Origin of the sequence: Halomonas sp. SH5A2 (genome assembly GCF_014263395.1) — a bacterium.
GTDB lineage: Bacteria > Pseudomonadota > Gammaproteobacteria > Pseudomonadales > Halomonadaceae > Vreelandella.
Genome location: NZ_CP058321.1, coordinates 623,162 through 647,112 on the forward strand (window position 1 = coordinate 623,162; position 23,951 = coordinate 647,112).

The window sequence follows — 23,951 nt, forward strand, 5'->3', positions numbered from 1 at the left end:
CAGGCAGCATTGGTGGGTTAGCGCCGCCAAAAGGCCGGCGTAAACAGTACCAGCACGGTGAAAATTTCCAAACGACCCAGCAGCATGGCAAACACCAGAATCCATTTCGCGATGCCGGGCATATCGCCATAGTGGCTGCTGGCTTCGCCAAGCGCCGGGCCCAGGTTGTTCAGGGCAGAGCCTACGGTCGACCAGGCGGTTACCTGATCCACCCCTGTGGCCATGACGCCTACCAGCATCAAAAAGAACAGCAGTACATACACCGAGAAAAAGCCCCATACCGCCTGGGCGATACCGTCGGGCACGCTGACTTTGCCGACTTTAACGGCAATGACGGCGTTGGGATGGATCAAGCGCATGACCTCGCGCATGCCCTGCTTCATGATCAGAATGATGCGGATGACCTTCATCCCGCCCGCGGTGGAGCCGGAACAGCCACCCACGAAGGCCGCCACAAACAGCAGGAAGGGTAGGGCACCCGGCCAGCCCGAGAAATCGGCCACGGCAAATCCGGCGGTGGTCGCCACCGCCACAACTTCAAACAGCGCATGGCGCAGCACTTCGATATCGCTGTAGGTGTTACTGAGCCACAGGGTGGTCACGGTAATGATGGTTAGCCCGGCCAGGAACAGCATCAGAAACCGGGCTTCCGGATCCTGGAAGTAGTGCGTTAGGCGTTTTTCGCGCCAGGCGATAAAGTGCAGGCTAAAACTGAACGCGGAAATCAACATAAAACCGACGCATATCAGCTCAATAGCGGCGCTATCAAAATAACCGATGCTGGCGTCGTGGGTGGAAAAACCGCCCAGCGCAACGGTTGAAAAACTGTGCCCCAGGGCGTCGAACCAACCCATGCCCGCCGCCATATAGGCCAGCATGCAGCCGACGGTGAGCGTGGCATAGATATACCAAAGCGCCTTGGCGGTTTCGGTGATACGCGGGGTCAGCTTGGAGTCTTTTAAAGGGCCCGGTATTTCTGTGCGGTAAAGCGCCATGCCGCCAACGCCGAGTGTCGGTAAGATAGCTACGGCCAAAACCACGATCCCCATGCCGCCCAGCCATTGGAGCTGCTGGCGATAGTAGAGAATCGATTCGGGCAGAAAGTCGATGCCGGTCATGACCGTAGCCCCGGTGGTAGTCAACCCGGAGAAAGACTCGAAGACCGCATCGGTCAAACCAAGCGCCTCATCGCCAAACAGCATCAAGGGCAGCGAGCCGAACAGGGCCAGCACGGTCCAGAACATGGCGGCGATAATAAAGCCGTCGCGAACGCGCAGCTCTTTTTGAGCGCGACGGTTGGGTAAGTAGAAGCACAGCCCCGTCGCCACGGTAATTGCCATGGCCATCATAAAGGCGTCCCATACGCCGTCGCGAAACCACGCGGAGATCAGCATGGGGGGGAGCATGGTGAGGCTGAATAGCATCAACAGCAGCCCCAGGATTCGCAGAATAACCCTCAGGCTCATGGCTGTCGTAGGCTCCCCTGGTCAGTAAGTTGCGCGCTGAGTTTAAGCATCAGAAGAACGTCAGCCCTACCTGGAACAAGCGCTCCACGTCGCGAATGCGCCGCTTGTCGATGACGAACAGGATCACGTGGTCGCCGCTTTCCACCACGATGTGGTCATGGGCGATCATCACTTCTTTACCGCGCACGATCGCGCCAATGGTAGTGCCCTCGGGCAGGTCGATTTCGCGAATGGTTCGTCCGACCACCCTTGACGACTGCTTGTCGCCATGGGCGATGGCTTCGATGGCCTCGGCGGCACCCCGGCGCAGCGAGTGGACGTTGACGATGTCGCCCCGGCGCACGTGGGTCAGCAGGCTGCCGATCGTCGCCTGCTGGGGGGAAATGGCAATATCGATCTCGCCGCCCTGAACCAGATCGACATAGGCGGCGTTGTTGATCAACGTCAGGACTTTTTTGGCGCCCATTCGCTTGGCCAGCAGCGACGACATGATATTGACCTCGTCGTCGTTGGTCAGCGCGCAGAAAATATCGCAGTCTTCGATATTTTCTTCTTCAAGCAGCCGCTTGCTGGTCGCGCTGCCGTGAAGCACGACGGTGCGGTCGAGCCGCTCGGAGAGCGTGGTGCAGCGCTCCAGGCTGTGTTCGATAATCTTGACTTGGTGGCTGTGTTCCAGGTGCTCCGCCAGACGCTCGCCGATGTTGCCACCCCCGGCGATCACTATCCGGCGAAAATCCCGCTCGACGCGGCGCAGTTCGCTCATCACCGCGCGGATATCGCGCCGCGCCGCCAGGAAGAAGACTTCGTCGTCGGCTTCGATGACCGTATCGCCGCGGGGAATGATCGGCCGATTGCGGCGGTAAATGGCCGCTACGCGGGTATCCACATTGGGCATATGACGGCGTAGAAAAGCCAGATCCTGGCCCACCAGCGGGCCGCCGTAAAACGCCTTGACGGCGACCAGTTGCACAAGCCCGCCGGCGAATTCCAACACCTGCAGCGCGCCGGGATGCTCAATCAGGCGGCGGACGTGGTCGGTGACCACCTGCTCGGGGCTTATCAGGACGTCGATGGGAATCGCTTCGTGGGCGAAGAGCCCCTTGCGGGTCAGGTAAGCGGTTGCGCGCACCCGGGCGATTTTGGTCGGGGTGCGGAACAGGGTATGCGCCACCTGGCAGGCGATCATGTTGATTTCGTCGCTGCTGGTGACCGCGATCAGCATGTCGGCGTCTTCACAGCCGGCCTGACGCAGCACAATGGGGTAAGAGCCTGCGCCGGTCACCGTGCGAATATCGAGCTTGGTATGCAGCTCGCGCAGCTTTTTGGCATCGGTATCGATGACGGTGATGTCGTTTTCCTCACGGGCAAGGTGTTCCGCGAGGGTGCCGCCGACCTGGCCGGCGCCGAGAATGATGATTTTCATTGCTGAGCATCGGTTCCGTTAAGAGCGCCAGCGATGCCTCGTTAACTGCGCGAGGCGGCCTATCGTGCGCTGCAATAAAGACGGCGGCCAGTGTAAACCAGCCGCCGCCGAAAAGCAGGTGGGGATTATTCCAGGGTAAAGCCAACCTTAATCGTGACCTGCCAGTGTGCGACCCGGCCGTCTTCGATATGGCCGCGGGTGTCGGTCACTTCCAGCCAGCGCATATGCTTGATGGTTTCAGACGCCTTGGCGAGCGCGCTCTGCACGGCGTCTTCAATTCCTTTTTCGGAAGAACCGGTTAGCTCAATGTGCTTATAGGTGTGATGACTCATGGTAACTCCATCCGTGTCATGAATTCACTGCCTGTCATAACGGGAAATGCTTTAGGCAGCCTGCTTCTCTAGTCTGGCATAAAAAAAGCCATCGTGACCGCCGTCTTCGGGAAACAGCTGGCGGCCTGAGCCGCTCGACACGCCCCAGGCCACGTCGCCCGGTGTGGTGGCTTTGGCATCAGGCGTGCGAGCCAAGAAAGCCTCTACCTGATCGACATTCTCTTCAGGCAGTACCGAACAGGTGGCGTATAACAGTGTGCCACCCGGGCGTAATAGCGGCCAAAGGTTATCCATCAGTTGGCGCTGCAACGCGGCCAGCTTACGGATATCGTCGGGGCGGCGCAGCTTCTTGATATCCGGATGGCGGCGAATGACGCCCGTGCCGGAACACGGGGCGTCAAGCAGAATGGCGTCAAATGGCGTGCCGTTCCACCAGTCGCGCTGGGTGGCGTCGGCGTGTTGTAACTCGGCCGTCAGTCCCAAGCGGTGTAGCGTGTCGTCAACCCTCGCCAGGCGCAGGTTGTCGCTGTCCACGGCGGTCAGGGTGATATCAAACTGTTCCAGCAGGTGAGCGGTTTTCCCGCCCGGGGCACAGCATGCGTCCAGCACACGAGCGCCGGGGCGTGGGGCAAGGACGGGCCCGAGCAGTGCGGCGCTCAGTTGGGCAGCTTCATCCTGAACGCTGACGAGGCCTTTCTCGAAGCCGGGCAAGGTGGTGACGTCGCAGGGCTGATCGAGGGTAATGCCGTCGGGAGCGTGGACACATAATTGGCCGGCCAAACCGTGGCTATCGAGCAAGGACAGGTAAGTTTCACGGTCTTGGTGGCGCTGATTGACCCGCAGCGTCATTGGCCCAGACTGATTGTTGGCGTTGGCAATGGCCTGCCACTGCTCAGGCCATGCTTGACGAAGCGCCTCTAACAGCCAGTCGGGGTGCTCAAGCGCCACGTTGGCATTGCGGTCGACGATCGCCTGCAGCTCGGCGGATTCTCGCTGCAAGCGGCGCAGACAGCCGTTCAAAACCCGCGTTGCCCAGGCTTTGCCGAGCAACCGCGCCGCCCCCGCGGTTTCGCCAACCGCTGCGTGAGCCGGTATGCGCATATAGAGTAACTGGTAGATGCCAACCAATAGCAGCGCTTGGATATCGCTGTCGCGCTTTTTGAACGGCTGCTTGAGCAACTGGCCGGCCAGCGCTTCCAGACGCGGCAGGCGGCGGCAGGTGCCGTAGCACAGCTCTTTAAGCAGGCTGCGGTCACGCGCAATCACGCTGTGCTCGTCCAACCCGGCAAGCGACCCCTGGTCGGTCAGTACCGGGACCAGTCCGCGTGCCGCCGCAGCGCGCACTTCTTGGCCGCTGCCTTCTTTGGGCGAACGTGGCTGATTCATGAGGAAGCTCCTGGCTGGGTATTTTGCCCCAGGCGCGTGCCCGGGATGAGGCGTGACTGGCGGGCGTTGAGCAATTCGCGGGCTGGCAGCGCCTTGCCTCCGGGGAGTTGGGCGTGGCTGACGCAAAGGACCTGGCGGCCTTCGGGGCCACAGGCGATGCGCAAGTGATCCTCACCGTGTTCGAGCAGCATACCGGGTGTCGTTGGCGGCTGTTCGCCCGGCTCGACACCTGCCTTCAACAGGCGCAGACGGTCGTCACCCAGAGCGCTCCAGGCCACAGGCCAGGGGTTGAAGGCGTGAATGGTGCGTACCAGCTGTTCAGCAGGCTGGCTGAAATCCAGCTCGGCCTCGGCCTTGGTGAGCTTGGCGGCGTAGGTGACGCCGTCTTCCGGTTGGGGAGACGCAGTGACGCGCCCTGTCTCCAGCTCGTCCAGCACGCTCACCAGCGCGTTGGCCCCTTGCAGAGCCAGCCGGTCGTGCAGGTCGCCGCCGGTGGTCTGGTCGGTGATCGGCGTACGCACCTCTGACAGCATGTCGCCGGTATCCAGGCCGGCATCCATTTGCATGATGGTCACGCCGGACTCGTTGTCACCGGCTTCAATGGCGCGCTGGATCGGCGCGGCGCCGCGCCAGCGGGGTAGCAGCGAGGCGTGAACGTTAAGGCAGCCCAGGCGAGGAATATCCAGCACGGCCTGGGGTAACAGCAGCCCGTAAGCGACGACGACCATTACATCGGCGTTCAGCGCTGCCAGGCTCGCCTGCGCATCGGCCGCCTTCAGGCTTTCAGGCTGGTAAACCGGCAGTCCATGCTCAACTGCCAGGCGCTTGACAGGGCTTGGGGTGAGCTTGCGTCCGCGCCCGGCGGGACGGTCGGGCTGGGTATAGGCGGCGACCACCTGATGCTGGCTTTCCAGCAGGGCGGCCAGACTTGAGGCAGCGAATTCCGGGGTACCCGCAAAAACAACGCGCAATGATGACATGGACACAGGGACCTGACGGCAAAAGTAAATGTGACGGTAATTTGAACAGCAAGGGCGCGGTCAGGCGTCCTGCATTTGCTTGTGGCGCTTTTCCATCTTCTTGCGAATCCGGTCACGCTTGAGGGGCGACAGATAGTCGACAAACAGCACGCCCTCCAGGTGGTCGTACTCGTGCTGAATACAGTGCGCCAGCAAACCATCGGCTTCCAGGGTGTAGGGCTCACCGTTGCGGTTCAGCGCTTTCAGCTCCACGTTCAGGTAGCGGGGCACTTCAGCGTAGTGCTCCGGAATCGACAGGCAGCCTTCCGACAGCGGCTCTTTCTCGTCGCCGATGGGGGTATAACTGGGGTTGATAAGCACCAGCGGCTGGGAGTTATCGTCGCTGACATCCATGACCACCACCCGGCGGTGAACGTCCACCTGGGTCGCGGCAAGGCCGATCCCCTTGGCGTCGTACATGGTTTCCAGCATGTCATCGACGAGCTTGCGCACTTCATCGTCGACGCTTTGAACTGCTTTGGCCTTGGTGCGCAGGCGCTCGTCGGGGAATTCGAGAATGGCGAGTTTGGCCATGGCGTTGCTACCACCGTTATGCTGAACTGAGTAATCGCTTGAGCAGTGCGCCAATGGGGCCGCATGCCCAAGTGCTTTATTTATGATCCGAGTACTTTATGATCGACCACTATATCATGCTGTCAATGTTCCGGGCATGCCTGCCCGGTGGCGCAGCGCGGATCACCGGCGTAATCGCAGGTAAAAACAGGGGGCAGGATGGAGGTTGGACAACGCAGGCGATATGGTGCGGGCTGGTGGCTCATCGGCGCATTGACGCTGTTGATATCACTTGAAGTTGGCGCCTGGGAGCGTATTCGCGACTCGGCACCCGAGCGCTACACGGTGGTAGAGGGCGATACCCTGTGGGACATTGCTGGCCGGTTCTTGCATGCGCCCTGGCAGTGGCCTGATCTGTGGCAGGCCAACCCTGCTATCCGCAATCCACATCTTATTTACCCCGGCGATGTGCTCACCCTCAGCGATTGCAAGGGCGCTCCTTGCCTGTCGCTTTCCCGGGGGCAGCGGGTAGTGACACTATCGCCCAAAATGCGCGCCGTACCTCGCCGCGAAGCGATAGCCCCCATCGACGCAAGTATTATCCGGCCGTTCTTGCGTGATCATCGTATTGTAGAGGGTGACTTCGTCGAAGACGCCATGGCTTATGTCGTGGCCGGGGACCAGGGGCGTTTGATCAGCGGGGCGGGCGATTCGTTGTATGTGCGCGGGCAGGTGCCCAGGCAAGAAGACGTGGGCATTTATCGGCCTGCCGACACCTATACGGCTAACGATGGCACGGTGTTGGGTACCGAGCTGATCAAGATCGGTGAAGCCCGATACCTGCGCGCCGAAGAGGATATCACCCAACTGCGGGTGATCAGCGCCAACCAGGAAATACGCAATAACGACCTTGTCTTGCCGCTGGAAACCCCGCGACTGGATAACGACATGGTGCCCCGCGCGCCGCGCAATGCGCTGTCCGGCTCACTGATCGGCGTGCCGGGCGGGGTGCGCTTTATCGGCCGCCTCCAGGTGGTGACGATCGATTTAGGCACGCTGGATGGTGTACAGGCCGGGCATGTCTTCCAGATTGCCCAGCAGGGCAAGGTGATCAATGATCCACGTAGCCAGGCACCGCTTACGCTGCCCAGTGAGGCCGCCGGCACCTTGATGGTCTTCACCCCCTATGACCGTGTGAGTTATGCGCTGGTGATGGAAGCCTCCCGTGTACTGGAGGTTGGCGATCGGGTACGCACGCCGCCCCGTTAAATGAGGGGCAAGAGATGGATGGATTGAGCAAGGAGATGTAGATGGATACCAGGGAGTGGTTGGTGGTCAATGCATTGCCGGGGGTGGGACCCCAGCGAATCGCTGAACTCGTGGCACAACAGCCGCAGTGGCCACAAGGGTGGCTGGCGGGGTTGCCCAGCAAGGCAGCCAGTGCGCTGCGATTATGGTGTGAGCACCCCACCAAAAGCCCCTTGCAGCGTGAGGTCGAGGCGAGCCTGGCCTGGCAGTCCAGTGCGCCAGGGCGTGCAATCTTGCACCGCGACCACCCGGCGTGGCCAAGGCTACTCAATCAAATACCTGATCCGCCAGCCGTCCTCTGGGCACAGGGCGACCTGAGCGCCCTTGAGCGTCCGACGCTCGCCATGGTGGGTACGCGTCGGCCGACATCGGAAGGGACCTACAATGCGCAGACTTTCGCTCGGGAAATGGCGAGGCGGGGGTGGAGTATTGTCAGCGGAATGGCGTTAGGCATTGACGGGGTGGCCCAGCAGGCCGCCCTGGACGCGGGTGGTAGCAGCGTCGCGGTATTGGGTTGCGGGATTGATGTGATTTATCCCGCCCGCCATCGCGCGCTTTATCAACAGCTCAGCGATTCGCCGGGTGGACTGGTGCTGGCCGAACACCCGCCGGGTACCAAGGCTCACCCCGCATTTTTCCCGCGTCGTAACCGTATCGTCACAGGTTTATCGCTGGGCACGCTGGTGGTGGAGGCGACTGAGAAAAGCGGCTCGCTGGTCAGCGCCCGCTTGGCTATGGAGCAGGGCCGCGATGTGTTTGCCCTGCCCAGTTCGTTGCACAATCAGCAGGCCCGTGGCTGTCTGCAGCTGCTGCGCCAGGGGGCAGCCATGGCTTGCGACCCCGAGGACATTGTCAACGAGCTTCACCATTGGGCGAGCGAGTTTCTACCGCCACCGGTTGACGATGTCGCTTCTCCTCGGCTTGGTCCTGAATCGGCAGACGAACTGCTGCCCGATGCGCTGCTTAGCTTACTGAGCGCCTCGCCTAAGCCCATTGACACGCTGGTTCAACAAAGCGGCAGTTCGGTGAGTGACTGCCAGCAGCGCCTGCTGATGTTGGAAATCGACGGCTGGGTCGCATCGCGGGCGGGCGGTTGGGTGCGGCTACCCCGCCCATGATAAGATAATGTTTCCTTTACCATAACGGGTGGAGACGTCATGACGACAGCGGCTGAACTGGATAAAGCGGTTCGCGCATTGCGCAACGGCGGCGTTATTGCCTGCCCAACGGAAGCGGTGTGGGGATTAAGCTGTGATCCTGATAACGACGAAGCGCTGGCTCAGTTAATGCGCTTAAAGGTCCGCGATCCCGCCAAGGGCGTGATTCTGGTGGCGGCCTCGATTGGCCAGTTTCAGCCGTGGCTCACGCAGTTGCCGCTGGCTCTTCATGCGCCGTTGATTGCCAGCTGGCCGGGGCCCAATACCTGGCTGGTGCCGGATAACGGCCGCAGTCACGGCCTGGTTCGCGGTGCGCACAGCAAAGTGGCGCTACGGGTCACTGACCACCCGCTGATGCAGGCGCTTTGCGAAGCCTTTGGTGGCCCGCTGGTGTCGACCTCTGCCAATGTGGCCGGAGACCCTCCAGCGACCCATGCGGATGACGTCAGGGCGATATTTGGCGACCAGCTGGCGGCGATTATCGACGGTGAGCTCGGCGGTAACCAACGGCCCAGCAAGATCCGCGATCTCGTCAGTGGCAGCGTGATACGCAGTTAATCGATCATCAGGAGACGACGTGGCGCACGAACATCTGGATACCGTCAAAAATTACCTGCTAGATCTACAGGAGCGCCTTTGCGAGGGGCTGGCAAGCGCTGACGGACAGGCAAACTTCAAGCAGGACGAATGGGACCGTGAAGAAGGTGGCGGTGGCCGCTCGCGGGTGATTGAAAATGGCAGCGTGTTTGAAAAAGGCGGCGTCAATTTCTCGCATGTGTTCGGCACCCAGTTGCCGCCCTCGGCCACGGCCGCGCGGCCGGAGCTTGCCGGGCGCAGTTTTCACGCGGTCGGGGTTTCCTGGGTGCTGCATCCGGAAAATCCTCATGTGCCCACCAGCCACGGCAATGTACGCTTCTTTATCGCCGAAAAAGAGGGCGAGCCGCCGGTTTGGTGGTTTGGTGGTGGCTATGACTTAACGCCGTTCTACCCGGTGTTTGACGATGTGGTGCACTGGCACCGGGTGGCCAGCGCGGCCTGCGCGCCGTTTGGCGACGACATTTACGCGCGCTACAAGGCCTGGTGCGATGAGTACTTCTATCTCAAGCACCGTGAAGAAACCCGGGGCGTGGGCGGCTTGTTCTTTGACGATCTCAACGACGGCAGCTTTGACGACTGCTTTGCTTTTCAACGTGCCGTCGGCGACAGTTTTCTGGATGCCTACCTGCCGATTGTCGAGCGTCGCCGTGGCGATGCCTGGAACGAGCGGCAGCGTCAATTCCAGCTTTATCGCCGCGGTCGCTATGTCGAGTTCAACCTGGTATGGGATCGGGGGACGCTGTTTGGTCTGCAAAGCGGGGGACGTACCGAGTCCATCCTGATGTCGATGCCACCGCTGGCCCGCTGGGAATATGCGTTCACACCGGAGAACGATAGCCCCGAAGCGCGGCTCAATGCGTATCTTGTGCCCCGCGACTGGCTCGACGAAGCCACCAGGACGCGTGGCGAGGAGGTTCTATGACCGATCGTTACGCTGTCTTTGGCAACCCCATTGGCCACTCCAAATCGCCCATGATTCACGCTGACTTTGCTGATCAAACGGGGCAGGACATCGACTATAGCGCCTTAGAGCCGCCGATAGGCGAGTTGGCGGCGGCGTGGCAGGCGTTTTGCACCGAGGGCGGGCGAGGTGCCAATGTGACCGTGCCGTTCAAAGCGGATGCCTTCGCGCTGTGCGATACGCTGAGCCATCGTGCCCGCCGGGCGGGGGCGGTGAATACGCTGATTCTGGGCGGTAATGGGCGCACCTACGGGGATACCACCGATGGCGTTGGCCTGGTACGCGATCTGGCTTATCACCGTGTGGCGCTAGCGGGAAAGCGTGTCTTGATAGTCGGTGCAGGGGGGGCCGTGCGCGGTATCCTGGAGCCCTTGCTTGCCGAGCAACCCAGTGAAATTGTCGTGGTCAATCGCACGGTGGAAAAAGCCCGGCAGCTGGCCGAGGATTTTGCCGACTTGGGGCCGATCAAGGGTGGTGGTTTCGACAGCCTGGACGGTAAATTTGACGTGGTCATCAATGGTACCAGTGCCAGCCTCTCGGGCGACTTGCCACCGCTGCCCGATGACCTGTTTGCCAACGGCGCCTGGGCCTACGACATGATGTACGGTGCCGAGCCGACGGTGTTTCTAAAGTGGGCCGGGCCGCGCGGGGCGAAGCTGCTGGACGGACTGGGCATGCTGGTCGAGCAGGCGGCAGAGTCGTTTTATCTGTGGCGCAACCAGCGCCCTGATACGGTGCCGGTGCGGGCGCGGCTGCGTCAGTCGCTGAACTATGTTTAATGAGCGATGTTTAATGAGCCATATTTAATGAACTATAGCTAAGTAGCGACTTTTCGCGTTTACCTGAATATTGCACCCTGATGAGCCGCCGCTTCCGAGAGGCAGCGGCGGCTGTTCGTTACGGGCGTGGGCAGTTGGGCGTGCGGCCGCTGTTGCGTGCTTGTTCAAAGGTGGCCATGGCATTGCTCATGCCGGCTTGCAGCCCTTCAATACGCTGGCCTTGGCTTGGGTGGGTCGACATCCAGGCCGGCGGTGCGCCGCCGCCAGACGCCTGCTGCATGTTTTGCCACAGCGAGACACTCTCGCGGGGGTCAAACCCGGCCCGGGCCATCAGGTTCAGACCAATGGTATCCGCTTCGCTTTCATGGCGGCGCGAGAAGGGCAGCATGATGCCGTATTGCGCCCCCATGCCAAGGACGCCCATCAGTTGCTCACCGCCTGCGCCTTCAAGGCCGGAAGCGCTGGAAATGACGGAAAGCCCCAACTGGGTAGCGCTTTGCGTTGATGCGCGCTCATTGGAGTGCTTGGCGAGCACGTGGCCGATTTCGTGGGCGACCACCGATGCCACCTGGTCCTGGTTGGTGGCGATATCCAGCATGCCGGTGTGTAAGCCCATATAGCCCCCAGGCAGCGCAAAGGCGTTGGGCTCTTCAGCCTCGAAGACGCGGATTTGCCAGTCCAGGCGTTGCTGCTCCTGGGGGAGTACCGCGACGATGGCATCGGCAATGCATTGAGCGTAGCGCTGGCTCGCCGGACCGGCACTGGGCAATTCCTGCTGATACTGGTTGAAGGCTTGGCTACCCATGTTGTTGAGTTCGTCGTCGGATAGCAACAGTAGCTGCGAGCGCCCGGTAGGCGATGTCGAACAGGCCGCAACAGAAACGCATAGGGCCATAATGGCGAGAGGGCGAAACCAGCGCATGGCGTATTTCCTTTTGTGAAAGTGAATTCCTTGCCCCAAGATAACGGCTGTACAGGGTAAATCAATCCTCATGCGAATAATTCACCAAGAGAGTCGTTATGGATGCCGAATTAAGCCAGCGTTTAACCCGCTTACTCGATCGACTGGACCATTGGTTACCCCCCGCGGCCGAACCGGTTAATTGGCAGACGGAAGTGGCTGCACTGTGGCAGCGTCATCCGCTGGGCGGGCGTCTGGTGGCGGTGCCGCCAAGGGATGCATTAACGCTGGACGACCTGTTGGGCATTGAACGGCAAAAGCAGGCGCTGGTGGATAATACCCGGGCGTTTTTAAAGGGGTTGCCCGCCAACCACGCGCTATTGTGGGGAGCGCGAGGCAGCGGCAAATCGTCGGTGGTGCGCGCGTTGCTAAACTCACTGGCAGGGGAAGGTTTACGCCTGGTGCAGATTGACCGCCATGACCTCTCAAGCTTGCCGGTACTGGTCGAACAGCTGCGTCATCAGCCACAACGCTTCGTCGTGTACTGCGACGACCTCTCTTTTGAGGGCAACGACGATGCCTACAAGGCGCTCAAGAGCGTCCTCGATGGAGCGCTCACCGGGCCACCGGAAAACGTATTGCTGTATGCCACCTCGAACCGTCGTCATTTGCTGCCCGAATCGATGGATGACAACAGCGGCTCGCAACTGGTAGGTGAGGAATTGCATCATGGCGATGCGGTGGAGGAGAAAATCTCGCTGTCGGACCGATTCGGACTATGGCTGAGCTTTCATCCCTTCAACCAGGCAACCTACCTGGACGTGTGCGCCCATTGGGTCGCGCGGGTGAGCGGCGAGAACGTCAGTTGGGATGATGAGGCGCGTGCCGAAGCGCTGCGCTTTGCAACTCTGCGCGGCGGGCGCAGCGGCCGCACCGCCTGGCAGTTTGCGGCCCACTGGGTAGGCCGCAAGGGTTTGCACGACAAGGCTTAGACTTTCAACGGCGGCTTTTACGTGCCTCTTTGGTCCGGTTGAGTTCGCGCTTTTTGGCCTTTTCCTTGTCGCTGGCGCCTGCCATGTGATCGAAGGGATTGTCGCCGGAGCGAAACTCGAAGCGCATGGGCGTGCCGCGTACTTTCAACACCTTGCGGAAGGTGTTGGTCAGGTAGCGGCGGTAGGCATCGGGCAGTGAATCGGTCTGGTTGCCGTGGACGACGATAATCGGCGGGTTGCTGCCGCCCTGGTGGGCCATACGCAGCTTGATGCGCCGCCCGTGAATCATCGGTGGCGGGTGCTGGCTGACAGCATCCTGAAGCAGCGTGGTCAGCCGGTTGGTGGACCAGTGGGCGTTGGCGGCGTTGAAGGCGCGCTCGATCGAGGGATAAAGATCGCCTACCGCCGTCCCGTGCAGCGCCGAGATAAAGTGCATCTCGGCGTAGTCGGCAAAGCCCAGACGGCGCTTGATTTCGTTGCGCATCTTATCCTTGGCTTCGCTTTCCAGGCCGTCCCATTTGTTGACTGCCAGCACCAGTGCACGGCCCGAGGTGAGAACGTAATCGAGCAGATGCAGGTCCTGTTCGACCAGTCCACTGCGCGCATCCAGCACCATCACCGCGACATGGCATTCTTTAATGGCGTCGAGGGTCTTGATGATGGAAAACTTTTCGGCCACCTCACTGACGTTCTTGCGTCGCCGGACACCGGCGGTATCGACCAGCACATAGGGCTTGCCGCGGCGCTCGAAAGGGATCTCGATGGCGTCACGCGTGGTGCCGGCTTCATCGAAGACGACAACGCGTTCTTCGCCCAGCAGGCGGTTGACCAGTGTCGATTTGCCCACATTGGGCCGCCCGATCACGCCGATACGAATGCCCTTGGTGCCGGTGTCGGCGGGTATGTCGGCATCGCGTTCGGGGAAGGGCTCAAGCACCGTATCCATCAGGGTCGAGACGTTGCGACCGTGCGCCGCCGCAATCGGCCATGGGTCACCCAGGCCGAGCGACCAGAAATCGCCCATGGCCGAGTGTTCTTCCAACCCATCGGTCTTGTTGACCACCAGCCAGGTTTTCTTCTGGTTGACCCGCAGGTGGTTGGCAATGGCCTCGTCGGCCATGTTCAGCCCGGCCCGCGCATCGACCATGAACAGTACGATATCCGCTTCGTCGATGGCGGCCAGCGATTGCTCCGCCATGGCCGCATCGATGCCTTGTTCGTCGCCGCTGATGCCGCCGGTGTCGATCACGGTATAGGCTTTATTGCCCAGCATACCGTTGCCATACTTGCGATCGCGGGTCAGGCCAGGAAAGTCGGCGACCAACGCATCCCGCGAGCGGGTAAGGCGGTTAAACAGCGTCGACTTGCCCACGTTAGGGCGGCCAACTAGCGCAATCACAGGTGTCATGGAGAGACTTCCAGCGTTTCAAAATGTCCATCATTAGCCAGCACGTGAATCACGCCGCCTTCAGTGACCGCCGGGACACTAATGCCCGAGCTGTCGACTCGGGTGCGACCCACCAGCTCACCTTCGCGGGCGTCGATCAGGTGTACATAGCCTTCAAAATCGCCAACCACCAAGCGTCCGTCGGCGAAGGTGGGGGCCGTCAGCCAGCGATCTTCCAAGGCGTCGTTACGCCACACTTCCTCGCCGTTATTGCTGTCAATAGCGACTACGTGGCTATCGTCGGTGACCACAAACAGCAGGTCACCCACCAGTAAGGGCGTGTGGCGGCTGGATATCTCGCGCTCCCAAAGGACGTTGCCGCGGGTTGCCTCCAGGGCCACCACCTGGCCGTTATAGCTGGTCACGAACAGGCGGCCTTCCCGGCTGAGAATCGGTTGGCCTGAAAGGTCGACAAGGCGCTCGACTTCGCTGCGACCTTGAGGAGTGGCAATCTGCATATCCCATAGTGGCTGGCCATTGCGGTTATCAATGGTCGTCAAGCGACCGTTGGCCAGGCCGACAAAGCTCACCGGCTCGATCACCAGCGGCGTGCCGGTGCCGCGCAGCGTCAGTGACGGCAGCGAACTGGAAAATACCCAGCGCTGGTCACCGCTTGCGCGATCAAGGGCGGTCACCTGGCCGTCGATGCTTTGTACGACCAGCAGCTCCGGGTTGGCCTGGGGGGCTGCCAGCACTTCGCTGGAGACCCGCGAGCGCCAGTTAACGCTGCCGTCGCTTTGGTTCAGGGAAATGACTTCGCCGTTGCGCGTGCCCAGGTAGACCTGACCGGCAATCGCGGTCAAGGCGCTGGAGATGGGCGTGTCGAGGTCGACTTCCCAGCGTTCCTCGCCGTCGTCGGCAGCAAACGACATCACCACGCCTTGCGCGTCGGCGGCGAAGACGTTATCGCCCTCGCGTGCTGGCGCAATGGGATAACGCGCCCGGCCGAGGCCGTCGCCTACGTCGTGTTGCCAAAGGCTCTCAAGGGTTGAGCTTGCTTCGAAGCTTTTAAGCTCTTTGGGCGTGTAAGCGGGTTCGCTTTTGCTCGCACAGCCAGCTAATAAGGCGAGCGCCGCGGCGCCTAGCGTGGCGCGCATCATGGGGGTTGAAAGCGTAGGTTTCGAAAACCTAGATGTTGAAAATATTGATTTTAAAAACAGGGGTTTCATTGAGCTGTCTCCTCAGCGCCGAGATCGTCAAGCTTGAACTGCACGCCGTATAGCGGCTGGTCTTGTTGCTGCGCCAGCTCAAGGGCATCCTGCCAGGCGTTTCGGGCCTGATCGTTCTGGCCAAGCGCCATGTGGGCGTCGCCCCGGACGTTGGCTTGCTGTGCTGCCAGGGATTCGGTGATCGGTTCATCGAGTAATTCTAGCGCGCGTTCGGGGTCCTCGTTGGTGATCGCAAGACGCGCTAACCGCAGCCAGGCAAGGCTTTGCACATAGCGCCGCGAAGAGGATTCCGCCACCTGTGTAAGTGACTCAACGGCGCTGTCCAGCTCATCCTGCTGGACAGCCAGGCGGGCATCAAGCAGTAAGGCCAACTCGGCGTACAGGGTGTCGTCGTGCTCGCTGACAATCTCGTCGACCATCTCACGGGCTTCACTGAGCTGGTCGCCTTCGAGTTCGTTGCCAGCGGCGAGGCTAACCAACTGCTGATAGCGGACTGACGCCGCCTCGGCTTTGCCGGCTTGATAATCCTGCCAGGCGTTCCAGCCGAATACGCCGGCTGCCGCCAGCGCAGCGCCAGCTATCAGTGACGTGCCGTTTTCTTTCCACCAGCGCTTGATCACATCCAGCTGTTCGTCTTCGCTTCTATCCGCCACGGGCGGCCTCCTATTCAGCAATAACCGCCGCTCATGGCAACGATCATAATGGGCTGAGTGGCAGGCAATACCTGCCACCCGTTTAGGGTGTGTTGGGTAGCTGCTCGCTGAGCGTTTGAGCCAGCATTGCCTGGGAGACGCGTTGCTGTGCCTGGTCGTCGCGCAATGCCTTGAGCGTGACGGTATGTTCGGCTATCTCGTCTTCACCTAACAGCAGGGCGAACGCCGCACCGCTTTTATCGGCTTTTTTCATGCGGCTTTTAAAACTGCCGCCGCCGCAATGCAGCTGCAGGCGTAGCCAGGGGAGCTCGCTGCGTAGCTGCTCGGCCAGGGTCATCGCGGCAATCGTCGCCGTGTCGTCCATTGCCAGCAGATACACGTCGCTGGCGGCTTCGTCGGGCATAAGATCGAGGGTTTCGAGCAATAGAATAAGTCGCTCAATGCCCATGGCAAAACCGACCCCGGGGGTGGGTTTGCCGCCCAACTGCTCGACGAGGCCGTCGTAGCGGCCACCCGCACATACAGTGCCCTGGCTGCCCAGCGCCGTCGTGGTCCATTCGAAGACGGTACGCGAGTAGTAGTCGAGCCCGCGGACCAGTCGCGGGTTGATGACATACGCAATACCCGCGGCGTCGAGCATGGCTTTTAGCCGCTCAAAGTGGGCTTGCGAAGGCTCGTCGAGGTTATCCAGCAAGCGCGGGGCGCCGTCGAGCATCTCGGCCATGGCCGGGTTCTTGGAGTCGAGAATGCGCAGCGGATTGCTGGTCAGTCGCCGCTTGGCGTCTTCGTCGAGCACGTCGCGGTGCTGCTCGAAATAGGCGACCAGCTTGTCGCGGTAAGCCGCGCGGGCTTCGCTGGAGCCCAGTGAGTTAAGCTCGAGGGTGACGTGCTCCATCAGCCCCAGCTCTTTCCACAGGCGAGCAGAGAGCAGAATCACCTCGGCATCAATGTCCGGGCCTTCAAAACCGTAAGCCTCGATGCCGACTTGGTGAAACTGGCGATAGCGACCCTTCTGCGGCCGCTCATGGCGGAACATTGGCCCTTGGTACCACAACCGTTGGGTCTGGTTGTACAGAAGCCCGTTTTCCATGGCGGCGCGAACGCAGCTGGCGGTGCCCTCGGGACGCAGAGTAAGGCTGTCGCCGTTACGGTCTTCGAAGGTGTACATCTCTTTTTCGACGATGTCGGTGACTTCGCCGATGGAACGTGCAAACAGCGCAGTTTGTTCGACGATCGGCGTGCGAATTTCCGCAAAACCGTAACGTTGCATCAACTGGCGGACTTTTCCTTCAAAAAATTGCCAGCGAGAACTCTCGCTGGGCAATAGATCGTTCATGCCTCGAATGGCTTGGATTTTTTTAGCTACAGACTTGCTCAAGGCAAACTCCCTGGGTCGGCTATCCCGCGTCGCGTTTAAACGCTGCGGGCGATCGTGTTGTCTTCCTGCTGCTGTTTTTCACGTACTTTGTCGCGGATCAGCCGCTCCAAGTCATCGACAAGGTGGTCGTTGCGTAATTTGCTCGCCGGCTTGCCGTCGATATACACCAGGTTGGCGGGGCTGCCGCCGGTCAGGCCGATATCGGTTTCCTTGGCTTCGCCAGGGCCGTTGACGACACAGCCAATGACCGACACATCGAGCGGTGTCATGACGTCTTCCAGCCGTTCTTCAAGCTGGTTCATGGTGCTGATGACATCGAAATTCTGCCGCGAGCAGCTCGGGCAGGCAATGAAGTTAATGCCCTTGGAGCGTAGCTTGAGGCTTTTCAGCATGTCGTAGCCGACCTTGATTTCTTCCACTGGGTCGGCCGCAAGGGAAACGCGAATCGTGTCGCCAATGCCATCCATCAGCAGCATGCCAAGGCCGATGGAGGACTTGACCGTGCCGGAGCGCAGTCCGCCTGCTTCGGTAATGCCCAGGTGTAGCGGCTGTTCAATACGTGTTGCCAGGTCGCGGTAAGCGGCCACGGCCATAAAGACATCCGAGGCCTTGACGCTGACCTTGAAGTCGGGAAAATCCAGGCGATCCAGATAGTCGATATGGCGCATCGCCGATTCGACCAGGGCCGCCGGTGTCGGTTCGCCGTATTTTTTTTGCAGGTCTTTTTCGAGAGAACCCGCATTAACGCCGATGCGGATAGGAATACCGTGCTCGCGCGCCGCGCTGACGACCGCGTGGACGCGATCTTCCCGACCAATGTTGCCTGGATTGATGCGCAAGCAGTCAACGCCCAGCTCGGCCACGCGCAGGGCGATTTTATAGTCAAAGTGGATATCGGCGACCAGCGGCACGTTGGCCAGGCGCTTGATCTTGCCGAAGGCCTCAGCGGCGTCCATGTCGGGTACTGACACGCGAACGATATCAGCCCCGGCTTTCTCTAACTGGGCAATTTGCGCAACGGTCGCCTCAACGTCCAGCGTATCCGTGTTGGTCATGCTCTGAACGGCGATGGGTGCATCTCCGCCAACGGCAACATTACCCACATGGATTTGGCGCGAAGCCCGGCGCTTAATGGGCGAATGAGCGTGCATAAATCGGTTACTCTCCCAGAGTGAAGCGAGCCACGTTGTTGGCGCCTGCGCGAGACGTCAAGTCGACATTTTCGCCTTGGTAGCGCATTTCAACGCCAGTGACGTTGCCCACTGTGAGTCTAAACGGTGGCTGACCTTCGACACTGGCGGAAGTGCCAGGTTCTTGAAGTCCTACCAGCACGCGCTGGTTATCAGCATCGATAATTTCTGTCCACGACTGTTCGTTGAAGGTCAGCGTCAGAAGGTTAGGGTTGGCGTCGTTGCTGCCGTCATCGTTGTTGCTATCATCTTCCTCGCTATCCGTTGTTGCCAGATCGTTGGCCTGAGCCGCCTCATCGCCATCGACCAGCGATGCAGGATCAGGCTCAGTTGAGGACGTATCGTTACTTGTCTCACTGGTATCGTCTGCGGTGCCCTCTGCGGCAAGATCGCTCTCCGCTGTGCCGGTGTCATCTTCAGCGACCAGATCGTCAAATGTCGGTACTTCTTCGGGTTCGCTGGATGAAGCATCCGGTTCAGTCTGTGTGGGCTCGTCGGATAAATCACCTGCCTGATCCTGCTCGGCGGGTGCGTTCATCGATGACGATGAATCCAGGTCGGGGAGCTCGCTACCCCCGCGGCTCTGCCACCACATGACGGTAACGGCAATCAACGCCACGATGATCAACAACGTGACCAGCTTGAATAACCAGGCGCCCAGGCGTGAGGGCGGCCTGGTGACCGCTACCGGAGTGACTTTGCGTTCGACATCGGCTTCGCCAAAGCGTGCCCGGTAAGCCTCTAGTATCTGTCGTTCATCGAGGTCGAGATATTTGGCATAGGCGCGCAGGTAACCGCGGCGATAGGTCACCACCGGGATTTCGCTGTAATCATCGCGCTCCAAGCCATCTACGACGGCAGGGCGCAGGTTCAGCGCCCGAGCGGCGTCGTTAAGGGCGATGTCAAGTTGTTCACGGCGGCGGGCCAACAGCTCGCCGGGGGAGTCATTAACGTTTGGGGTGTCGCTGGCTTGTGACGGTGTCTCGCTCATGGCTGAGCATCCTTCATTAAATAATCGGTGATCAGGGCGTCCATCGCTCAGTTGGCACTCAGCTGACGTTGATAGTCGGCCACAGCGGCGCGGTCGCCTCTGGCCTCGGCAATATCAATGGCCAGCGTCAGCGCATCCTGGCTCGGACCGGCAAGCTGCAGGTGTTTTTGCAGCGGTGACCATGCCTCGGCGTAATTGCCCTGTGAATATTCGAGTTCAGCTAACATTAAATAGCCGCGTGGGTTGCGCGGATCGATCTGTTGCGCGCGTTTAAAGCGCTCGCGTGCTAATTCGGTCTTGCCCAGGGCCATATAGCATTGCCCTAAATTGGCAAAAAGTTGGGTACGATTATCGTACTGGGCATCCTGGGAAGCGATTTCCAGCTGGTTGCAGGCGGCTTCCTCTTGCCCCTCTTGGTAAAGAAACGCGGCGTAATTGTTGCGCGCACGGGTATAACCAGGCGCCGTCTCTATAGCTCGCCGGAAGTGCTGGTCAGCCAGGTTGCTTTCACCCTGCTGCTGGTAGACCAACGCGATGGCCTGCAGCGCTTCCGCATTGTCGGGGGCGATCTCAAGCGCACGGTCCAGTGCATTGAGGGCTCTTGGCAGGTTGTTGCGCTCCAGGTAGGCAACGCCGAGCTGGGTATAGGCTGATGCGGCCTCGGGTGTTGACGGCGAGGAAGGTACATTGGAGGTAGAGGCACAGCCGGCTAGCCACATGCTGCCGATCAGCGCGGCGAGCAAGGGCACCCGAGATGGGTGGTAAAGCCTGCGGTGACGCATCATGTAGATCCTCGCAAGGTAACAGTAAAAAGAGGGATCGCTAAATTAAACCGTGTCCATCAAAGCGCTGTGTTAACCGGAAGTCAAGAAGGCGTCTCATCAGTCGGCATCCAATTGAATCGATTGGATATAGCGGGCGCTGCGTTTGGTGCGATCCTTCACACGGCCGACAAGCTGTCCGCAGGCGGCATCAATATCGTCGCCGCGAGTCGACCGAATGGGAGCAGTGTAGCCCAAGTCGTGCAGCCACTGCTGAAAACGCATCGTCTGGTTCCGCGATGGTGTTTCATACCCGGAGTGGGGGAACGGGTTGAACGGAATCAGGTTGATCTTACAGGGTAGCTCGTCAAGCAGCGCCGCCAACTGCTCGGCGTGCTCTTGCTGATCATTGACGTCTTTGATCAGGGTATATTCGATGGTCACCAACCGGTTTTCGGGGCATTTGGCCAAGTAGCGGTGACAGGCATCCATCAATGACCGAATGTTGTACTTGCGGTTTAGCGGCACGAGTTCGTTGCGCAACTCATCGTTGGCGGCGTGAAGCGACACCGCCAGGCTGACGTCGAGCTCATCGCCGAGCTTGTCCAGCATGGGTACCACGCCCGAGGTAGAAAGCGTTACCCGCCGCTTGGACAGGCCGTAGCCGTCATCGTCGAGCATCAGCTTCATGGCCGGCACGACGTTGTCGTAGTTGAGTAGCGGCTCGCCCATGCCCATCATCACCACATTGGTCACCGGCCGGTTGGCGGTATCCCGACGCGGCCCGACGCTGCGCTGGGCGACCCAGACCTGGCCGATGATTTCAGCGGCGGTGAGGTTGCGCTGAAAGCCTTGCTTGCCGGTTGAGCAGAAGCTGCAGTCCAGCGAGCAGCCCACCTGGGAAGAGACGCACAGGGTGCGGCGCTTGCCGTTTTCGGCGGGGATCAGCACGGTTTCAACGTAGCTGCCGTCCTCCACTTCCAGCACCCACTTGCGCGTGCCATCGCTTGAGGTGCCCTCGTAGATCACCCCTGGCCCGCGAATTTCCGCCACCTGGGCGAGCTTTTCCCGCAGCGGTTTTGACAGGTTGGTCATCGCGGAAAAGTCGTCGCACCCTTCGATGTGAATCCACTTCATCACCTGGGCGGCACGGAATTTCTTTTCGCCGATAGAGACAAAAAAGGCCGCCATTTGCTCACGCGACATGCCCAACAAGTTTTGACGCTCGGGCGTCGCTTGTGCGCTGGGCGTTTGTTGGGGGGCAGAGCTAGGCGTATGTTGGGCTACGGTGGTGGTCATGGCGGTCAGCGTATAGGGAAATGGCGGGGGCGAGGCCCCCGCGTAAATGGCCGGCAACAGACGTTGAAACGGCGGCGCTACCTTAGAGGCTAGCGCGGGCAGATTTCGTCGTTGCTGAAGAAGTAGTTAATTTCGCGCTCGGCGCTTTCCACAGAGTCAGAGCCATGGACAGCGTTGGCGTCGATTGTTTCCGCAAAATCGGCGCGAATCGTGCCAGCTGCGGCTTCTTTGGGGTTGGTGGCCCCCATCAAGTCGCGATTTTTGGCAATCGCGCCTTCGCCTTCAAGCACTTGCACGACAACCGGACCTGAGGTCATGAAACCGACCAGGTCCTTGAAGAACGGACGCTCTTTGTGTTCTGCGTAGAAGCCGCCAGCTTTTTCTTCCGACAGGTGCAGCATTTTGGCGGCGACAACGCGCAGCCCGGCATTCTCAAAACGGGCGATGATCTCGCCGATGGCGTTTTTGGCGACGGCGTCGGGTTTGATGATAGATAGCGTGCGTTCAGTTGCCATGTTCAGCGTCTCCTGAAAGGATAAAAAACATCGCCGCCCCGGGTGACCGGGGCGGTGCAAGTAAGGTGTCGGCAGTCATATGGACTGACGAGTGGCGCGATTATAGCGCTTAAGCCGGGGGATGAATACCGCCGTGCCATGAGCCTGTGACGCGCACTAGACAGTAAAGCTTTCACCGCAGCCGCATTCGTCTTTTACGTTGGGGTTATTGAAACGGAAAAAGCGATTCAGCCCTTCGTTAACGTAGTCGACTTCGCTGCCGTCGAGCATCTCCACTGCGTCGGGGGCAACATAAACGCTCGCACCATTGGCTTCAAAGCGAACGTCCTCGTCGTTCACCTGATCGGCGAAGTCCAGTACATAGCTATAGCCTGAGCAGCCGCTGGGCTTGACGGAAACGCGCAGGCCCAGACCTTGACCGCGTTCGTCGAGCACTTGTTGGATCTGCTGGGCGGCAGCTGGAGTAATGTTGAGTGTGGCCATTGAGGCGTCCTCCTGTAAGTAGTCAGCCGCTTAGCGCTGCTAAGCGCGCAGCCCGCTCACCGCATGGCGGATAAGCGTAATAGCGTGGTCGATGTCAGCCTCGGTTGTAAAGCGTCCGAAGCTGAAACGAATCGACGAGAGGGCAAGACGTCGCGGTACGCCAATGCCAAGTAATACGTATGACGGATCTACGCTGGCAGAGTTGCACGCTGAACCGGTAGAAACGGCGACATCGCGCAGCCCCATCAGTAGCGATTCACCCTCCACGCCTTCAAAGGCGAGGTTCAAGATGTTGGGGACTGCCTGGGAAACAGGGGTGTTGGCATAGACACCGTCCAGCCCCTCTAGCCCTTTTAAAAAGCGTTGCTGTAACTGAGTAATATGCGCTTGATCTGCAGCATGTTGCTGCTGCATCAGGTTAAAGGCTTCACCCATGCCGGCAATTTGATGGGTGGGCAGGGTGCCCGAGCGCATGCCGCGCTCGTGTCCACCGCCGTGAATCAGCGCCTCGATCCGAATATCCGGGTGGCGCTTCACGTAGAGCGCCCCCACGCCCTTCGGCCCATAGGCCTTGTGGCCCGACAGCGACATCAAATCCACCTGTTGGGCAACCACCGAGAGCTCGATGCGGCCGACGGCCTGGGCAGCATCGCAATGAAAGGCGGCGCCGAACTCATGGGTCACCGCGGCCAGGGCGGCGATGTCATTGATGCTGCCGAGCTCGTTGTTAACAGCCATCAGCGAAACAAGCGCGGTGTCATCGCGCATGGCCTCACGTAGTTGATCGGGCTGGATGCAGCCATCTGCGCCCGGAGAAAGCCATGTAACCTCAAAGCCCTCGAGTTCCAGTGCCCGGGCGGTGTCGATAATTGCCTTGTGTTCAATGGCTGACGTTACCAGGTGCATGCCACGTTCGCGGTTGGCGCGCATGAAGCCGATCAGTGCCAGGTTGTCGGCCTCAGTGGCACCGCTGGTCCAGACGATTTCGCGTGGGTCAGCCCCGATCGTATCGGCCACCTGGCGACGCGCCTGCTCAACGGCCTGCTCCGCCTGCCAGCCGAGCATGTGGCTGCGCGAAGCAGGGTTGGCGAACAGCTGATCCACGGTCAGGTAGCGCTGCATCACCTCGGCCACGCGCTGGTCGACCGGCGTCGTGGCGGCATAATCAAGGTAGATGGGAAGCGCAGCAGCAGTCATCGTGGTCATGTACCTGTGGTGAAAAAGGGTGCTT

Annotated in this window: 24 protein-coding genes; 6 read left to right on the forward strand and 18 right to left on the reverse strand. The window is 60.2% G+C overall.

Translation table 11 applies throughout. The features are described 5' to 3' along the window. Window positions 1-17 precede the first annotated feature (17 nt). The 6 genes from HXW73_RS02955 to def all read right to left on the reverse strand — a co-directional run bounded on the left by HXW73_RS02955 (window position 18) and on the right by def (window position 6,160). Window positions 18-1,466: a TrkH family potassium uptake protein gene (locus tag HXW73_RS02955; protein ID WP_186254822.1), complete on the reverse strand. Its 1,449-nt coding sequence runs from the start codon at window positions 1,464-1,466 to the stop codon at window positions 18-20. Between the two features lie 49 nt (window positions 1,467-1,515). Beyond that, a complete protein-coding gene (trkA, locus tag HXW73_RS02960; RefSeq protein ID WP_186254823.1) occupies window positions 1,516-2,889 on the reverse strand; it encodes a Trk system potassium transporter TrkA in 1,374 nt (457 codons plus the stop codon). Between the two features lie 125 nt (window positions 2,890-3,014). Continuing rightward, entirely contained in the window at window positions 3,015-3,221 is a 207-nt protein-coding gene (locus tag HXW73_RS02965) for a dodecin (RefSeq protein ID WP_186254824.1), read from the reverse strand. A gap of 51 nt (window positions 3,222-3,272) precedes the next feature. Then, complete coding sequence (gene rsmB, locus HXW73_RS02970; RefSeq protein WP_186254825.1) at window positions 3,273-4,607, reverse strand: 16S rRNA (cytosine(967)-C(5))-methyltransferase RsmB; 1,335 nt, start codon at window positions 4,605-4,607, stop codon at window positions 3,273-3,275. Next, window positions 4,604-5,587, reverse strand: coding sequence for a methionyl-tRNA formyltransferase (gene fmt, locus HXW73_RS02975; RefSeq protein ID WP_186254826.1), 984 nt, complete (start codon window positions 5,585-5,587; stop codon window positions 4,604-4,606). Before fmt ends, rsmB begins: the two co-directional genes overlap by 4 nt. A gap of 60 nt (window positions 5,588-5,647) precedes the next feature. Continuing rightward, window positions 5,648-6,160, reverse strand: a complete 513-nt coding sequence (gene def, locus HXW73_RS02980; protein ID WP_186254827.1) for a peptide deformylase — start codon at window positions 6,158-6,160, stop codon at window positions 5,648-5,650. 198 nt (window positions 6,161-6,358) lie between these two features. On the opposite strand from def, the gene HXW73_RS02985 reads away from it, so the two are divergent. From HXW73_RS02985 to aroE, 5 genes are read left to right on the forward strand one after another with little or no spacing between them, the layout of a single operon-like run. Beyond that, a complete protein-coding gene (locus HXW73_RS02985; RefSeq protein ID WP_186254828.1) occupies window positions 6,359-7,408 on the forward strand; it encodes a LysM peptidoglycan-binding domain-containing protein in 1,050 nt (349 codons plus the stop codon). A 41-nt stretch (window positions 7,409-7,449) separates the two neighbouring features. After that, a complete protein-coding gene (gene dprA, locus HXW73_RS02990) occupies window positions 7,450-8,565 on the forward strand; it encodes a DNA-processing protein DprA (RefSeq protein ID WP_186254829.1) in 1,116 nt (371 codons plus the stop codon). Between the two features lie 39 nt (window positions 8,566-8,604). Then, window positions 8,605-9,162, forward strand: coding sequence for an L-threonylcarbamoyladenylate synthase (locus HXW73_RS02995; RefSeq protein WP_186254830.1), 558 nt, complete (start codon window positions 8,605-8,607; stop codon window positions 9,160-9,162). Between the two features lie 19 nt (window positions 9,163-9,181). Next, window positions 9,182-10,123 carry an oxygen-dependent coproporphyrinogen oxidase gene (hemF, locus tag HXW73_RS03000; RefSeq protein ID WP_186254831.1) on the forward strand — a complete coding sequence of 314 codons (942 nt, stop codon included), beginning with the start codon at window positions 9,182-9,184 and terminating at the stop codon, window positions 10,121-10,123. After that, window positions 10,120-10,941 (forward strand): shikimate dehydrogenase, encoded by an 822-nt coding sequence (gene aroE, locus HXW73_RS03005; RefSeq protein ID WP_186254832.1) that lies wholly within the window; start codon window positions 10,120-10,122, stop codon window positions 10,939-10,941. Before hemF ends, aroE begins: the two co-directional genes overlap by 4 nt. A gap of 118 nt (window positions 10,942-11,059) precedes the next feature. Here the strand turns inward: aroE and HXW73_RS03010 are convergent, their stop codons facing one another. Continuing rightward, window positions 11,060-11,863, reverse strand: a complete 804-nt coding sequence (locus HXW73_RS03010; RefSeq protein WP_186254833.1) for a M48 family metallopeptidase — start codon at window positions 11,861-11,863, stop codon at window positions 11,060-11,062. Between the two features lie 98 nt (window positions 11,864-11,961). Here HXW73_RS03010 and HXW73_RS03015 point away from each other — a divergent pair, with 98 nt between their 5' ends. Next, window positions 11,962-12,834 carry an ATP-binding protein gene (locus HXW73_RS03015; protein WP_186254834.1) on the forward strand — a complete coding sequence of 291 codons (873 nt, stop codon included), beginning with the start codon at window positions 11,962-11,964 and terminating at the stop codon, window positions 12,832-12,834. A 4-nt stretch (window positions 12,835-12,838) separates the two neighbouring features. On the opposite strand, the gene der is transcribed toward HXW73_RS03015, so the two are convergent. The 11 genes from der to HXW73_RS03070 all read right to left on the reverse strand — a co-directional run bounded on the left by der (window position 12,839) and on the right by HXW73_RS03070 (window position 23,917). Further along, a complete protein-coding gene (gene der / locus HXW73_RS03020) occupies window positions 12,839-14,242 on the reverse strand; it encodes a ribosome biogenesis GTPase Der (protein ID WP_186254835.1) in 1,404 nt (467 codons plus the stop codon). Continuing rightward, window positions 14,239-15,378 (reverse strand): outer membrane protein assembly factor BamB, encoded by a 1,140-nt coding sequence (gene bamB, locus HXW73_RS03025; RefSeq protein WP_274600596.1) that lies wholly within the window; start codon window positions 15,376-15,378, stop codon window positions 14,239-14,241. Before bamB ends, der begins: the two co-directional genes overlap by 4 nt. A gap of 68 nt (window positions 15,379-15,446) precedes the next feature. Next, window positions 15,447-16,103, reverse strand: a complete 657-nt coding sequence (locus tag HXW73_RS03030) for a YfgM family protein (RefSeq protein WP_186254837.1) — start codon at window positions 16,101-16,103, stop codon at window positions 15,447-15,449. An 82-nt stretch (window positions 16,104-16,185) separates the two neighbouring features. Beyond that, window positions 16,186-17,481 (reverse strand): histidine--tRNA ligase, encoded by a 1,296-nt coding sequence (gene hisS, locus HXW73_RS03035; RefSeq protein ID WP_186254838.1) that lies wholly within the window; start codon window positions 17,479-17,481, stop codon window positions 16,186-16,188. A 35-nt stretch (window positions 17,482-17,516) separates the two neighbouring features. Continuing rightward, window positions 17,517-18,632, reverse strand: a complete 1,116-nt coding sequence (gene ispG / locus HXW73_RS03040; protein ID WP_186254839.1) for a flavodoxin-dependent (E)-4-hydroxy-3-methylbut-2-enyl-diphosphate synthase — start codon at window positions 18,630-18,632, stop codon at window positions 17,517-17,519. 7 nt (window positions 18,633-18,639) lie between these two features. Next, the gene (locus HXW73_RS03045; protein WP_186254840.1) at window positions 18,640-19,662 is read right to left on the reverse strand and encodes a RodZ domain-containing protein; all 1,023 of its coding nucleotides are present in this window, start codon (window positions 19,660-19,662) and stop codon (window positions 18,640-18,642) included. Between the two features lie 47 nt (window positions 19,663-19,709). After that, on the reverse strand, window positions 19,710-20,447 hold the full coding sequence (gene pilW, locus HXW73_RS03050; protein WP_186254841.1) for a type IV pilus biogenesis/stability protein PilW: 738 nt from the start codon (window positions 20,445-20,447) through the stop codon (window positions 19,710-19,712). Between the two features lie 96 nt (window positions 20,448-20,543). Then, window positions 20,544-21,722 carry a 23S rRNA (adenine(2503)-C(2))-methyltransferase RlmN gene (gene rlmN / locus HXW73_RS03055; protein WP_186254842.1) on the reverse strand — a complete coding sequence of 393 codons (1,179 nt, stop codon included), beginning with the start codon at window positions 21,720-21,722 and terminating at the stop codon, window positions 20,544-20,546. An 89-nt stretch (window positions 21,723-21,811) separates the two neighbouring features. Continuing rightward, window positions 21,812-22,237 (reverse strand): nucleoside-diphosphate kinase, encoded by a 426-nt coding sequence (gene ndk, locus HXW73_RS03060; protein ID WP_066321880.1) that lies wholly within the window; start codon window positions 22,235-22,237, stop codon window positions 21,812-21,814. Between the two features lie 156 nt (window positions 22,238-22,393). Continuing rightward, window positions 22,394-22,720, reverse strand: coding sequence for a HesB/IscA family protein (locus HXW73_RS03065; RefSeq protein ID WP_085918432.1), 327 nt, complete (start codon window positions 22,718-22,720; stop codon window positions 22,394-22,396). A 39-nt stretch (window positions 22,721-22,759) separates the two neighbouring features. Further along, window positions 22,760-23,917 (reverse strand): IscS subfamily cysteine desulfurase, encoded by a 1,158-nt coding sequence (locus tag HXW73_RS03070; protein WP_186254843.1) that lies wholly within the window; start codon window positions 23,915-23,917, stop codon window positions 22,760-22,762. Window positions 23,918-23,951: the final 34 nt, after the last annotated feature.

Excerpts from the sequence above, each read along its gene's own strand:
- HXW73_RS03065 (WP_085918432.1), bottom strand. The coding sequence starts at position 22,720 with ATGGCCACACTCAACATTACTCCAGCTGCCGCCCAGCAGATCCAACAA.
- fmt (WP_186254826.1), bottom strand. The coding sequence starts at position 5,587 with ATGTCATCATTGCGCGTTGTTTTTGCGGGTACCCCGGAATTCGCTGCC.
- pilW (WP_186254841.1), bottom strand. The coding sequence starts at position 20,447 with ATGATGCGTCACCGCAGGCTTTACCACCCATCTCGGGTGCCCTTGCTC.
- HXW73_RS02985 (WP_186254828.1), top strand. The coding sequence starts at position 6,359 with ATGGAGGTTGGACAACGCAGGCGATATGGTGCGGGCTGGTGGCTCATC.
- HXW73_RS03070 (WP_186254843.1), bottom strand. The coding sequence starts at position 23,917 with ATGACTGCTGCTGCGCTTCCCATCTACCTTGATTATGCCGCCACGACG.
- rlmN (WP_186254842.1), bottom strand. The coding sequence starts at position 21,722 with ATGACCACCACCGTAGCCCAACATACGCCTAGCTCTGCCCCCCAACAA.
- HXW73_RS03045 (WP_186254840.1), bottom strand. The coding sequence starts at position 19,662 with ATGAGCGAGACACCGTCACAAGCCAGCGACACCCCAAACGTTAATGAC.
- trkA (WP_186254823.1), bottom strand. The coding sequence starts at position 2,889 with ATGAAAATCATCATTCTCGGCGCCGGCCAGGTCGGCGGCACCCTCGCG.
- HXW73_RS03010 (WP_186254833.1), bottom strand. The coding sequence starts at position 11,863 with ATGCGCTGGTTTCGCCCTCTCGCCATTATGGCCCTATGCGTTTCTGTT.
- HXW73_RS02955 (WP_186254822.1), bottom strand. The coding sequence starts at position 1,466 with ATGAGCCTGAGGGTTATTCTGCGAATCCTGGGGCTGCTGTTGATGCTA.
- ispG (WP_186254839.1), bottom strand. The coding sequence starts at position 18,632 with ATGCACGCTCATTCGCCCATTAAGCGCCGGGCTTCGCGCCAAATCCAT.
- HXW73_RS02995 (WP_186254830.1), top strand. The coding sequence starts at position 8,605 with ATGACGACAGCGGCTGAACTGGATAAAGCGGTTCGCGCATTGCGCAAC.
- def (WP_186254827.1), bottom strand. The coding sequence starts at position 6,160 with ATGGCCAAACTCGCCATTCTCGAATTCCCCGACGAGCGCCTGCGCACC.
- HXW73_RS03015 (WP_186254834.1), top strand. The coding sequence starts at position 11,962 with ATGGATGCCGAATTAAGCCAGCGTTTAACCCGCTTACTCGATCGACTG.
- bamB (WP_274600596.1), bottom strand. The coding sequence starts at position 15,378 with ATGCGCGCCACGCTAGGCGCCGCGGCGCTCGCCTTATTAGCTGGCTGT.
- aroE (WP_186254832.1), top strand. The coding sequence starts at position 10,120 with ATGACCGATCGTTACGCTGTCTTTGGCAACCCCATTGGCCACTCCAAA.
- ndk (WP_066321880.1), bottom strand. The coding sequence starts at position 22,237 with ATGGCAACTGAACGCACGCTATCTATCATCAAACCCGACGCCGTCGCC.
- rsmB (WP_186254825.1), bottom strand. The coding sequence starts at position 4,607 with ATGAATCAGCCACGTTCGCCCAAAGAAGGCAGCGGCCAAGAAGTGCGC.
- HXW73_RS02965 (WP_186254824.1), bottom strand. The coding sequence starts at position 3,221 with ATGAGTCATCACACCTATAAGCACATTGAGCTAACCGGTTCTTCCGAA.
- der (WP_186254835.1), bottom strand. The coding sequence starts at position 14,242 with ATGACACCTGTGATTGCGCTAGTTGGCCGCCCTAACGTGGGCAAGTCG.
- dprA (WP_186254829.1), top strand. The coding sequence starts at position 7,450 with ATGGATACCAGGGAGTGGTTGGTGGTCAATGCATTGCCGGGGGTGGGA.